The sequence below is a fragment of the Pseudoalteromonas sp. SG41-5 genome (assembly GCF_014164495.1).
In the GTDB taxonomy this organism is placed as follows: Bacteria; Pseudomonadota; Gammaproteobacteria; order Enterobacterales; family Alteromonadaceae; genus Pseudoalteromonas; species Pseudoalteromonas rhizosphaerae.
The window spans coordinates 1-13,459 of the sequence record NZ_JACJFH010000057.1 but is presented as its reverse complement, the minus strand read 5'-3'; the positions used below and the strand labels follow the sequence as shown (position 1 = coordinate 13,459).

Here is a 13,459-nt window from a genome sequence, read left to right as displayed (position 1 = left end):
TACAAGGGAAAAGGTACTAGGTACTAGGTACTAGGTACTAGGAAAACAGCATAGGCCGTCGTTAAATTAATCACCGTAGGTTGTGGTTGAGAGCAACGAAACCCAACGATGGAAGAATCAAATTGGGTTACGGCTTCGAGCGATGAGCAGTCAGTCACTAGCTATGGATTAAGCTTTATTAAAGACGATTTTATTGTTTGATTAAGAATAATTGCAATTAGCTAGCAGCAATATTATACATTTCTGATTTTTTTAGTAATATGTTAGTAGCCGATGGAGTTTTAAATACCAAAATGGTACCAACCATTTTTAAAGGGATGTTACATGGAATTCATTTTTATAATTGCAGTTGTTATATTGATAATTTGGTTAATTACCAGTTCACGCTCAAATTCAAATAAAGCAAAGCCTCGAGTATTAGATAATCCAAGCTCGGACATAAAAGGCACTCATGATACGTCAGCCTCTAAGTCTTCTATATCTGCTCTATCCAATGATGCAATCAGCCCAATAAAATCTATTAAAATTGATAAAGCATCAGTAAGCGTTGAATTACACGAACAAACTAATGAATTAGCAACCTCAAAGGAGACAACTCCAAAGCCACGCATCACTGCTGTTAATACACCTTCCCCAATTATAGAAAGTGCTGATAGTGCGACATATTCTGAAGATGAGCTCGCCACATTTAATATTTTTGAGAGCGCAGCCCCTCAAAATATAAGCATTAAAAGCACAAGAAAAGCCCAATGGCTTGATAAGAATAAAGAAACTATTATACAAAAGCGTAAGCTAATGGGGTTGATATACATAGGTGAGCAAATGGAGTCTATGAGAAGTTATGACCCAGACCCTGCGCTAATAAACTCCATTTTACCTGCATCAACACCTTTAGGGCATCAGCTGGGTTATTACACTGATGATTCGCTTGGTTACTGGCCAAGTTATAGCAGGCTTTCTAGGCAATGTAGAGGTGCCTATCTCGACTGGTTAGCAACCGACAGAAGCGCAGCTAATACCCCAATAGGATTCGTATTTTTGTACTTTTATGGATTTGAAAGATTTGTTGTTGTGAACAACAAAGACAATAAAGTTGCAGATGAACAATTCGAGGATATTTTTAATGAAGTACTTCGTTTACACAAGGTGTTTGCTTCAAATCGCTCTTTTGCTGGTTACTCAGCAAACTTTTTAGAATTTATGTATTTACTAAAACCTGAATTTTTTAAAAGTAAAAAACACATATTACCTAAGACACGTCATTCACTACTTTTTAAATTACGTCTTTCAGAGCAAATCGTTGCCACAGAAAAAGTGGATGATGAGTTGGCACTTGAATGGATCAAAAATACAGACCAATACAATTTAAAAACCGCAGCTAGGCGCTGCGATTTAGAGTTTGATTCACTTTTTAAACTTTACTACAAGCAAAAATTCCCTGAGGGAATGCAAGTTAAGCCCAATAAAACTAAATTAAACGCTGAGTACTTCTCTGCCAGCGGTAGTCTTCCTAGCGTTAAAATTTTACTAGATAGTTTACCAGACCCGAGCATATTAAAAGCCCCTATTAAAAAGCTAATACCTATTGCTGATAAAGTCGCTGAGGAACTAGCTAGTTGTAGCCGTTACTTAGGTAAAGCAGGCACTAGTAGAGATGACTTAGCTGCACTGATGTTACTGCCTCGCGCTATTGCTAGTAGTCAACCATCACCATTAATTGAAAAGTTTAAGAGGTGGGCTCAGGCTATTATTTTAGAAAATGGTGGGGTAACAAATGTATCTGAATTTTGGTTGCAAACAGACTTACCAGTACCAAAAGCGATAAATAAAAAGGAAAGTGACCTCATTTATAACTTAGCGAGCCTTGCTGATATAGGTATTGCGCCTGACTTACGTTACCACCATGCAAAACCTAGATTAGATGGCAAACTTGTCTTATTTACTCCAGGGCATGGGGAAGAGTTTGTCCCTAGTCATGTATTTAACCAAGTGGGTGTCGCACTTCGCTTAGGTGCGATGGTTGCAAACATAGATGGGGTTGTAGATGAGTCAGAAAGTTCTGAGCTAGAAAAGCTAATTGCTCATGATGAGAAATTAACGGATACAGAAAAGCGTTCTTTAAAGGCTTATCTTACATGGCGATTAGTTACCCCATCGGATAATGCGGGTTTAAAAAATAGACTTAATAATTTAGGTGAAACAGAAATAGAATTTGTGAAGCGGTTTATTCTGTCTATTGCGCTCGCTGATGGCAACGTCGATAACAAAGAAGTAAAACAAATCGAGAAGCTCTACACGAATTTAGGGTTGAATAAAGAGTCTGTCACGAGTGATATTCATCAGCTTACTACAAGTAGTCATCAGCTTGCGCCAAAAAGTCAAAATTCATCAGAGTTTAGCTTAGATGAAGCAATCTTAGCCCTTCATGAAAGCCAAACAACAGAAGCTAAAAATATGCTGGAAAAGATCTTTACCTCAGATGAAGATGAAAGCGATTATATTGAAGTCTCAGAGCTGACAAACGAAGTTGAAGGATTAGATCAGGCTCATAGCCAGTTGTTTGAAAAGCTATGTGCTAAAGCGCAATGGGGTCGCGAAGAGGTAGCTCAAATGTGTAGTGAGCTAAAATTAATGGTCGATGGTGCTATAGAAACCATTAATGACTGGTCATTTGATTTAGTGGATGCACCAGTAATTGATGATGACGGTGATATATACATTGATGAAGAAATAGTCGAAGAGATAAGGGAGTTATAACAATGGCAGCAAAAAAAATCAGATCAAAAGAGCGCGATGCAATTATACAGTCTCTTAAATCGGGTGTTACCCCAAAAGTCGGCATACAACATATACAAGTAGGTCGTGGTAATGAGCTTAAAGCGCTCATTAAAGATATCGACAGAGTGACAGAGGGCGGCTCTGCTTTTCGGTTAATTATTGGCGAATACGGCTCAGGTAAAACATTCTTTTTAAGTGTAGTAAGAGCGATAGCATTAGAGCGCAAGTTAGTTACTGTTAATGCAGATCTATCTCCTGACCGTCGTATTCATGCATCATCTGGACAAGCCAGAAACTTGTATTCTGAGTTAATGAGAAACATGTCTACTCGTAATAAGCCTGATGGTAATGCATTGACCAGTGTTGTTGAAAAGTTTATTACCGAGGCACGAAAAGAAGCAGATAATACAAGCAAGGAAATAACCACAGTGATCCACGAAAGGCTCGCGTCTCTCTCTGAGCTTGTAGGTGGTTACGACTTTGCAAAAGTTATAGAAGCATACTGGACTGGCCATGAAACAGATAACGAGCAACTTAAGAACAACGCTGTAAAATGGTTAAGAGCAGAGTATGCAACAAAAACAGATGCTCGCAAAGATCTTGGTATAAGAAGTATTATCTCAGATGCGTCGTTTTATGACTCTCTAAAGCTTATGAGTTTATTTGTAAGGCAAGCTGGCTATGAAGGGTTATTAGTTAACCTCGATGAAATGGTAAATTTATACAAACTCAATAGCACCCAAGCACGATTATCAAATTACGAGCAAATTCTAAGAATACTCAACGACTGCTTACAAGGATCGGCTGAGTACTTAGGGTTTTTACTCGGTGGTACACCCGAGTTTTTACTTGATCCAAGAAAAGGGTTATATAGCTATGAGGCGCTGCAATCTCGTTTAGCTGGCAATACGTTTGCAAAGCAAGCTGGTGTTATTGATTACTCATCTCCAGCATTGCATTTGGCAAGTTTAACGCCAGAAGAATTATTCATATTACTTAAAAACCTTAGGCATGTTTTCGCATCAGGTGATGAATCGCTATATTTAGTTCCTGACGAGTCCCTTAAAGCATTTTTAGTCCATTGCAGTAAAACAATTGGAGACGCTTACTTCAGAACGCCAAGAAATACGATTAAGGCGTTTTTGGATATGCTTGCCGTGATTGATCAAAACCCAAGTATTTCTTGGGACAGCTTAATTAAAAATGTTGATATTGCAGAGGAGAAGCCTTCCGATGTAGAGTTAGAAATTGAATCTGAGGACGATGAGCTAGCTGATTTTAAATTATGATTGATGCACACGAAAGGCTTGATTTTCGCATTCAGCAGTGGATTTTTAAACAAGGCTGGGATCGACTCAGAGAGATACAATGTTTAGCAATTGACCCTATCCTCTCAGGAAAGACTGATGTGCTTATTAGTGCCTCTACTGCCGCAGGAAAAACCGAAGCATTTTTTTTACCTGCAATAAGTAGTATCGCAGATCAAGTAAGCGGTGTAGGTATTTTATATATCAGCCCGCTAAAGGCGTTAATAAACGATCAAGATCGAAGGCTAGAAAGCTTGTCAGACTTGTTAGACATACAAGTTACACCTTGGCATGGTGATAGCCCTCAAGGTCGAAAAAATAAGCTGAAACGAAATCCATCTGGCATCATGTTAATAACGCCAGAGTCCCTAGAGTCATTATTAATAAGAGACAGTGGCTGGGTAAAATCTGCTTTTCAGAATTTAAAGCATATAGTTATAGACGAATTTCACGCATTTATTGGTACTGAGCGTGGCCATCACTTGTTGAGCTTACTGCACCGCTTAGAGCATCTGCTTGGCCGTGTAAACGCACCAATACCCAGAACCGCTTTAAGTGCCACTTTAGGTGACTTAGAAAGTGTCCCGGCGTCTTTAAGACCCAATAAATCGTTGTCTTGTAAAATAATAAAGCAAACGCAGTCTTCATCAACGTTAAAAATGCAAGTGAAGGGATACATTGAAAGCGCTGTAGTAATAGATGAGGCGGTTACTGCGGAGCAAAGCGTATGTAACGATTTATATGGCCTTTGCCGTGGTGGGAACCACTTAGTGTTTGCAAACAGCAGAAGTCGCACTGAAAGCATTGCGACCACTCTTTCTGAGATGTGTGAGATTAACACTGTGCCTAACGAGTTTTTTCCACATCACGGCTCGTTAGCCAAAGAAATGCGAGAAACACTTGAAGCTCGGCTTCAGCAAGATCAAATGCCTACTACAGCAGTGTGTACTATGACTTTGGAGTTAGGCATTGATATAGGCAAGGTTAACTCTGTCGTGCAAGTTACTGCGCCGCATTCTATTGCAAGTTTACGGCAGCGCATGGGTCGTTCAGGTAGGCGTGGTGGCGCTAGTATTTTGCGAATGCTGATAACTGAGGCTGACCTTACAGAAAAATCGAGTATTGTAGATAAACTGCGGCTTGAATTGGTTCAATCGCTAGCGATGATACGTTTATTGGTTGCAAGTAAGTGGTACGAACCAGCAGACACTTCGCTCTATCACTTTTCAACATTACTTCATCAAGTTTTAGCTCTCATCGCGCAATGGGGGGGGATAAGAGCAGATCAAATCTACGTATTACTTTGTAAAGACGGTCCATTCCAACAAGTTACTGTTACACATTTTAAAGATTTGCTATCTCATATGGGTAAGGTAGATCTTATTACCCAGTTAGGTAGTGGTGAACTGGTTTTAGGTTTTATGGGTGAAAAAATAACAAATCATTATACGTTTTATGCCGTTTTTAAAACCCCTGAAGAATTTAGAATTATAACGGGTAGTAAAACACTAGGGACATTACCCGTAGATAGCCTTATTTTAGAGGGCCAACATATTGTATTTGCGGGTAAACGTTGGGTGGTTGAGCTAGTCGATACAGACAAAAAAGTGATTTCAGTACAGCATGCAAAAGGAGGGAAACCACCTAAATTTGGTGGTTCAGGGATGGCTGTACATGATGTAGTGAGACAAGAAATGCTTAAAATACTGGAAGAAGGTGACTACAGAGTTCAAGTTGGTGAACAAAGAATTGAATTTGGTGATGCAGTTGCTCAAGCACTTTTCAAAGAAGGTGCTGACTTTTTTAAAACTGCAAAACTTGAAAGTACGCATTTCTTACAGTATGGCAATACAGCCGTTGTTTTGCCCTGGGCCGGCGATAAAGTTGTAAATACACTCGTTGCAGTACTTATACACAAAGGGTTTGGAGCAGGTGCATTTGCAGGAATTATAGAAGTTGAGAATACCTTAATTGATGATGTCATCGGGGCTCTTAAAAGCTTTCGAGATGCTCAAACCATATCAGCAATTGATTTAGCTGATGCTATTGCAGAAAAAGCCATAGATAAGTTTGATGAATATTTACCTCAAGAAATTCTTGCAAAAGGGTATGCCGCTAGAGCATTTGATGTAGAGAAGGCCCGAGTATTAGTCAAAGAATTGCTCATGGCAAGATTTAAACAAGCCAAAGAGGTTAAATTATGACTTCACACATTATATTCATCAATGTCCGGAAATGGCACATTCAAGACAGTCGATAAGTCAAAACTTTGTAGTTTATAGGTTTGGATATTTTTAGTTGGATTTCGCTGCGCTCAAACCAACCTATGTTGATAACTCTAAAGCGCGGCGCCTCTAACCTATTTGTGAATAATTAACTTAAAGTTCTTTTTCTATAATGTTTCGCAAGAGGACAAGAAGATAGTGGTGGCTGCGTTTGTCACTTATGGCTTAAAACTTACCACTTAAAACTAAAAACTAAAAACTAAAAAGAAGCTAGCAGGGCTATATCTGCCCGACTAGCTATAACGTCAAACTACAGGATAAAGGTGGCGACTTTTTCATTTAAGTCAGTGGCGCGGTCTTTCAGTACCTTTGCTTGGCTTAAATGCGTTGTTGCTGATGCCGTGATTTCATCAGTGACATCTTTAATTGCGACCGTATTTCGGGTTATCTCATTTGTTACTTGAGTTTGCTCCTCAGCTGCGACTGCAATGTGCCCTGCCATGTCGGAAATCTCATTCACTGCGTGAGTAATTTCTTCTAAAGCTTGTGCTGCGGCGTTGACGTCGTGAACACTGTTATTAGCTAAACTTTTACTGCTATCCATCAAGCTAACCGCTTTTTTAGTGGTATTTTGCAACGTTTCAATCGTGGTATAAATCTCTGCGGTAGAGTTTTGAGTACGATGTGATAACACGCGAACTTCGTCTGCGACAACAGCAAAACCACGGCCTTGCTCGCCGGCACGCGCCGCTTCAATCGCAGCATTTAATGCCAGTAAATTAGTTTGCTCTGCAATCTCCTGAATCGTCGTTAAAATACTTGAGATTGCTTGTGCATGCAGGCTCAGCTCACTGATCACAACTGTGGTTTCATCAATTTCTGATGCCAATGAGTTAATCGTGGTTCTGGTTTTATCAACTAAGCTTTTCCCCTGAATACTGCTTTGCGCCGATTGCTGGGATGCAGCAGCGGTATTTTCAGCGTTAGCTGCAATTTCATGAGTAGCACTGGACATCTCTGTAACTGCGGTAGCAACCATTGTAACTTCTTGCTGTTGGCGCTGTAGTTCATTAACGCTTGATTGATTGGTTAACAGACTTTTCTCTGCATCTGAGTCTAGATCAGTCGCTAGTTGACGAATATGACTGATCAGCTGATGTTGACTACTTACAAAACTATTAAAGCTATCAGCTAACATGCCGACTTCGTCTTGGCTGTCGACTGTAATACGCTGAGTTAAATCACCATTGCCTGCAGCAATACGAGATAACGCTTGCGACACGCGACTTAGTGGCCCTAGTAACAAACTTAACAACCAAGAAATAGATAATACACTAATGATCAGTGCTAACGTTGCCAGTCCTAACTGGGTGACCATCAAGCTAACTAATGGTGCCTCTAACGTTTGTTTGTCGAGTACAAAAACTAGCTGCCAATCTGTATTGGGGATTTTTTCACTCCAAATTAGCTTATCCCGAGCTTCAGTTTCAAAATAAACAGGCGTAAGTTGGCCTGTTTGGCTACTTGATTCTATTAGTCGGCTGCTTAATTTAGTCTCAATATTGGTGATTTTACCCATCAATTTACTTGAGTCTTTATAGGCGATCACAGTACCGTCTTCATGCATCATGATGGCATAACCGTTTGCCGGTAGAGACATATTGCTAACGCTATCGACAATACTCGCAATTGACACATCACCGCCAACCACACCATTACGCGCTGGATGAGCTATGGTAACGACCAATAGATTAAAGGCCACATCCAAATAAGGCTTGGTAATTATGCTGCTACGAGCTTGCTGTGACTGCTGATACCAAGGACGTGTTCTAGGATCATAACCTGAGCGGTCAATGCTGGGATCAGAGTCCACCATCAGCCCGTCGCGGTTACCAAAATAGGTTAATTGAAAATCGCCAGATACCTGTGCTTGCTGCAATGCATTAAGCGTATCACCTTCGACTTTAGTGGCGACAGAAGCGATCACTCGCTGACGATCGGTTAGCCATGCTTCGATGCGCGCGGCTTGCTGTTTACCTGCTTGTCTCACACTATCAACACTGTTTTGCAGTAACAACGCTTTTTGCGTGGAGTAGCTATACCATGACAATAATACAACAACAATTACGAGGGCGAGAACAACCGATAATAATATTTTTTTCTTTAGTGAATATGAATTCATATTGAGTGCTAATACTGACTTTAATTAAATTGAAATACGGATATAAATACAGCTTGGGGTTAGCTTAATTTAGAGTATGAATTGAGAGACAATTCTCAATCTTGTTCTATTTTCGCATACAAGATTTGAATAATAAATTAAAATCAGTGATTTAAGTGAATATAAAAAGAATCATTATTAATTCAATGTAAAACTTAAATTAATAACCTAACGAGTGTAAATAAATAGCACGGTATAAATACTGCACGTATATTTTTATTTAAAATAATTGTAACGCCTAGGGTCTGTTGACCTTTGCGGATTAATATTTGTTCAAACTAGGGGCAATTTAATCGCGGCGCGAGGTTTGTAACCTAGTGGGCTAAGTAAAAATCGAGTAACAAAGAGTTAATTGCCCCTAGGCAGAACCCTTCGGGCAGTGCCTGTTTGGCATTGATGCTGCGTTATAGCCTATTTATGGGGAATAACCACACCACATAGACTCTGCCTTGCCTAAATACCAAACAGACTGCTGCAAATTCAACCTTGAAAGATCAACAGACCCTAGTCATTATATTAAATTAAGCAAAAGTAATAGCCGTGACGACGGAGCAGTCGCCCTGTATGAAATCCATATTATTTTTGCTACTAATGACTTATCGCTTAAAACTTATAGCTTCCCTAAACGCAAAAAGCCCCGCATTTTCATGCAGGGCTTTTAATAATTTTGTAAAACTGTGATTAACTCATTGCAGCTTGTAACTTTTTCATCGCTGTTTTTTCAAGTTGACGAACACGCTCTGCAGATACGCTGTATTTTTCAGCCAGTTCTTGCAGTGTTGCTTTATCGTCTGATAACCAACGAGCACTAACAATGTCTTGTGAACGTTCATCTAGGGTTTTTAACGCACTAAATAAACGTGTATGAGATTGCTCTTGATATTGTTGCTGTTCAACTTCTTCAGCTAAATCATTACTGCCATCAGTTAAGTATTGCACAGGCGAATAGGTACTAGTTGGTGCGTCATCGCTGTCGTCACCGGTTAAATCAAAACCCATGTCTTGGCCGCTCATGCGCGATTCCATTTCACGAACTTCTTTTTCACTCACACCTAGCTCACTCGCTACGGTAGCAACTTCAGCTTGGTTAAACCAACCTAAACGTTTTTTGTTTTTACGAAGATTAAAAAACAATTTGCGTTGCGCTTTAGTGGTCGCAACTTTAACAATGCGCCAGTTTTTAAGTACAAACTCGTGTATTTCGGCCTTGATCCAATGCACTGCAAATGAAACCAAACGTACGCCCACTGATGGGTCAAAACGTTTTACTGCTTTCATCAGGCCGATATTGCCTTCTTGAATCAAATCAGCTTGCGGTAGGCCGTAACCTGAATAACCTTTAGCTATATGTGCAACAAAACGAAGGTGAGACATGATGAGTTGCTTTGCAGCGTTAAGATCGCCATCTTCCTGTAAGCGAGTCGCTAACTCTTTTTCTTGCTCAGCACCTAGCATAGGTATAGTGCTTACCGCTTGAAGGTAACCGTCCATACTTGCGCTTTGCTGTCCAACTGTGAGTGCCATTGCGTATAAATCTTTACTCATTTTTCACCTCAGTGATAAACATTTGAAACCATCTTAGCACTCTTTCACTTAGAGTGCTAACTTCAATGTAAAACTTTTTTTCGATTGAAGCAAGTGGTTTTTTAGTGTTTTTTATTCTACTTTAAACGCCTGAATAAGCGATGAATTCTAGCTTTGCGGTCAGTTGGTTATGATAAAGCAATTCACCACAACCAACTTAATCAATGATTATAAACAATAATTGTTACACTTTATCGGGTTCGATTTCTTTTATATATCGATTAACAGATAAGTAAGAGCCAACAAACCCTAAGCTGGTTGCAAGTAGCACTAACGCGCCAAACTCGCCTAAACTTAAGCCAATTAAATTAAAGTTAGTTTGATACACTCCAGCGACTTGGGTAACTGCAGATCCAAGCCACCACATCATGAGGGCCACACATATAAAAGCAAACAAACCACCAACAATGCCATACCAAATGCCGGTCCATAAAAATGGCGCATGAATAAAGGTATTGGTTGCACCGACTAGCTTCATCACTTGGATCTCTTCTTTCTTATCCATAATTGATAAGCGAATAGTGTTGCCTATGATCAAAGTTACCGAAGTCAGTAATAACAACGCGATGGTGATCACGCTTTCTTTTAACAGGCTTAATAATGCATTTAAGCGCTCAAGCCAGGCAATATCTAATTTACCAAAATCAACTTCACGCTCTGCTTCAAGCTTTTTTAATAATGCTTGCGCGGCGTTTGGTTGACGATGGCGAGAAGTCGGCGTGACGATAACAACATCTGGCAGAGGATTGCTATCTAAATATTCAAGTGCTTGGCCAAACCCTGATACTTCTTTAAATTCAATGAGCGCATTTTGTTTAGAAATAAAAGTGACATTATCAATTTCAGGGTAGAGTGCTAAGCGTTTAACAAGCGTTTTTGTTTCTTGTTCACTCATGGATTCTTTTACAAATAATGAAATCTCTGCAGCTTCTTCAAAGCCACTGCTGACCTGCTGCACATTTTTAACCACTAAATACAAGGTCGCTGGTAAGGTTAAACTTAAACCCAACACCGCAATGGTCATCATTGACGCCATCGGTGTGCGCCACATTTCCCCTAGGCTATATACACCTTGGCGAAATATATTCAGCACAAAAAAATAGCCGGCTGCAAAAACTGATTTTTTTACTCGTTCATTTTGGCTTTTTCGGCCTTTGAATAACAAACTCATAGTGTTGCCTCTGCCAATGGATCTTCACTCATGCGACCATCTTTTAAGGTTAAGCTACGGTATTTCATTCGCGAGATCAGCCCTAAATCATGAGTGGCAATTAAGACTGTAGTGCCATGATTATTAAATTCTTCAAACAAACGCAAGATATCCATGGAAAGCTCAGGATCTAGGTTACCTGTTGGTTCATCTGCAAGTAATAATGGCGGAGAGTTTACAATTGCCCGGGCAATCCCAACTCGCTGTTGTTCACCACCAGAGAGTGTTGAAGGGTGGCATTTTACTTTATCTAGCAAGCCAACTTTATCAAGTGCGCCATGCACACGCTTTTCAATTTGCTTATGATGCGTACCTTCGATAATTAGCGGCAAGGCAACATTATCAAAAATAGTGTGGCGCTCTAATAAACGGTGGTTTTGAAATATGATACCAATATCACGGCGGACATAAGGAATTTGCCGCGATTTTACTGCATTTAAATCAACGCCATTAATAAAAACATGACCCGCCGACGGGCGTTCCATTAAACTAATGAGTTTAAGTAAGGTACTTTTACCAGCACCACTGTGACCTGTTAAAAAAGCCAATTCACCCGGTTTAACATGAAAATTAACTTTTTCCAGTGCTCGGTGACCACCGGGATATGTTTTGCTGACTTGCTGAAAATTTATCATTTTAGTTATCAATCATCCACAGCTGAAAAGGGAGCAAGCTCCCCTTTGAAATTTAAACTTCGTCCTCATCTTGGCTAAATAGCGCATCAATGAAGTCATTACTATTAAATGCACGTAAATCATCAATGCCTTCACCAACACCAATATAGCGGATCGGAATATTAAATTTATCGGCGACGGCAAAAATAACCCCACCTTTGGCTGTACCATCTAACTTAGACAATGTAATACCGGTAAGGCCAACACACTGATTAAATAAGTTCACTTGGCTAATTGCATTTTGCCCTGTGCCTGCATCGATGGTTAGCATCACTTCATGCGGTGCATCGGGATCAATTTTCTTCATCACCCGGGCTATTTTTTCAAGCTCTTGCATCAAGTTGTCTTTATTTTGCAAGCGACCAGCTGTATCTGCAATTAACACATCAACGTTACGCGCTTTGGCAGCTTGAAATGCATCAAATATCACTGAGGCACTATCAGCACCGGTGTGCTGTGCGATTACTGGGATTTTATTACGCTCGCCCCATACTTGTAATTGCTCAACCGCAGCTGCACGGAAAGTATCACCTGCAGCTAACATGACTGATTTACCTTGATCCTGAAATTGCTTAGCAAGTTTACCAATGGTCGTTGTTTTACCAACTCCATTAACACCCACCATTAATATAACAAATGGTTTTTTATCAGCAGGAATTTCTAATGGCTGTTCTGCCGTTTTAAGCATCGCCGCCATTTCTTGCTTCATTAGCTCATATAATGCATCACCATCCTTTAACTGTTTGCGGTTAGCCGCATCAGTCAAACGATCGATCAGCTTCATGGTGGTATCAACACCTAAGTCGGCTGTTAATAGCTGAGTTTCAAGATCTTCAAATAATTCATCATCAATTTTCTTACCAGTGAAAATCGATGCAAAGCCAGAACCTAAGTTTACTTTGGTTTTTAATAAGCCTTTTTTAAGACGAGCAAAGAACCCTTCTTTTTTAGGTTTTTCAGCTGTTTTTGCTTCCTCGATGGCAAGCTCGGCCGTTAATCGCTCTTGCTCTAAACGCTCAGCTTCCGCCTCTTCGGCAGCAATACGTTGTTGCTCTACACGTTCAGCTTCAGCTTGCTCGGCAGCAATACGCTCTTGCTCTACACGTTCAGCTTCGGCCTGCTCGGCAGCAATACGTTGTTGCTCTACACGCTCAGCTTCGGCTTGCTCTGCTGCGATACGCTCTTGCTCTACACGTTCAGCTTCGGCTTGCTCTGCTGCGATACGCACTTGTTCTACACGTTCAGCTTCAGCTTGCTCGGCAGCAATACGCTCTTGCTCTACACGTTCAACTTCGGCTTGCTCTGCGGCAATAAGTTCTTGCTCTAAACGCTCAGCTTCGGCTTGCTCGGCAGCAATACGCTCTTGCTCTAAACGCTCAGCTTCGGCTTGCTCGGCAGCAATACGCTCTTGCTCTACACGTTCAGCTTCGGCTTGATCTGCAGCACTACGTTCTTCCTCT

Annotated in this window: 8 protein-coding genes; 3 read left to right on the top strand and 5 right to left on the bottom strand. The window is 40.4% G+C overall.

All coding sequences use genetic code 11. The features are described from left to right. The first annotated feature begins 324 nt into the window (after nucleotides 1-324). The 3 genes from H5232_RS14750 to H5232_RS14740 are packed head-to-tail and all read left to right on the top strand — an operon-like array spanning nucleotide 325 to nucleotide 6,289. The gene (locus H5232_RS14750) at nucleotides 325-2,757 is read left to right on the top strand and encodes a TerB N-terminal domain-containing protein (RefSeq protein WP_182761844.1); all 2,433 of its coding nucleotides are present in this window, start codon (nucleotides 325-327) and stop codon (nucleotides 2,755-2,757) included. Nucleotides 2,758-2,759: 2 nt separating this feature from the next. After that, a complete protein-coding gene (locus H5232_RS14745) occupies nucleotides 2,760-4,067 on the top strand; it encodes an ATP-binding protein (protein ID WP_039488422.1) in 1,308 nt (435 codons plus the stop codon). Beyond that, the gene (locus H5232_RS14740; protein ID WP_182831128.1) at nucleotides 4,064-6,289 is read left to right on the top strand and encodes a DEAD/DEAH box helicase; all 2,226 of its coding nucleotides are present in this window, start codon (nucleotides 4,064-4,066) and stop codon (nucleotides 6,287-6,289) included. The genes H5232_RS14745 and H5232_RS14740 overlap by 4 nt, the downstream gene beginning before the upstream one ends. Before the next feature lie 331 nt (nucleotides 6,290-6,620). Here H5232_RS14740 and H5232_RS14735 read toward each other — a convergent pair whose 3' ends face one another. The 5 genes from H5232_RS14735 to ftsY form a co-directional block, all read right to left on the bottom strand. Next, on the bottom strand, nucleotides 6,621-8,492 hold the full coding sequence (locus tag H5232_RS14735) for a methyl-accepting chemotaxis protein (protein ID WP_182762209.1): 1,872 nt from the start codon (nucleotides 8,490-8,492) through the stop codon (nucleotides 6,621-6,623). A 720-nt stretch (nucleotides 8,493-9,212) separates the two neighbouring features. Then, a complete protein-coding gene (gene rpoH, locus H5232_RS14730) occupies nucleotides 9,213-10,076 on the bottom strand; it encodes an RNA polymerase sigma factor RpoH (RefSeq protein ID WP_145234811.1) in 864 nt (287 codons plus the stop codon). Nucleotides 10,077-10,299: 223 nt separating this feature from the next. Further along, nucleotides 10,300-11,286: a permease-like cell division protein FtsX gene (gene ftsX / locus H5232_RS14725; RefSeq protein WP_182717203.1), complete on the bottom strand. Its 987-nt coding sequence runs from the start codon at nucleotides 11,284-11,286 to the stop codon at nucleotides 10,300-10,302. Further along, the gene (ftsE, locus tag H5232_RS14720; RefSeq protein WP_182717204.1) at nucleotides 11,283-11,960 is read right to left on the bottom strand and encodes a cell division ATP-binding protein FtsE; all 678 of its coding nucleotides are present in this window, start codon (nucleotides 11,958-11,960) and stop codon (nucleotides 11,283-11,285) included. The genes ftsX and ftsE overlap by 4 nt, the downstream gene beginning before the upstream one ends. A 52-nt stretch (nucleotides 11,961-12,012) precedes the next feature. After that, nucleotides 12,013-13,459: signal recognition particle-docking protein FtsY (gene ftsY, locus H5232_RS14715; RefSeq protein ID WP_182831127.1), on the bottom strand; the 1,447-nt coding region annotated here is incomplete at its 5' end.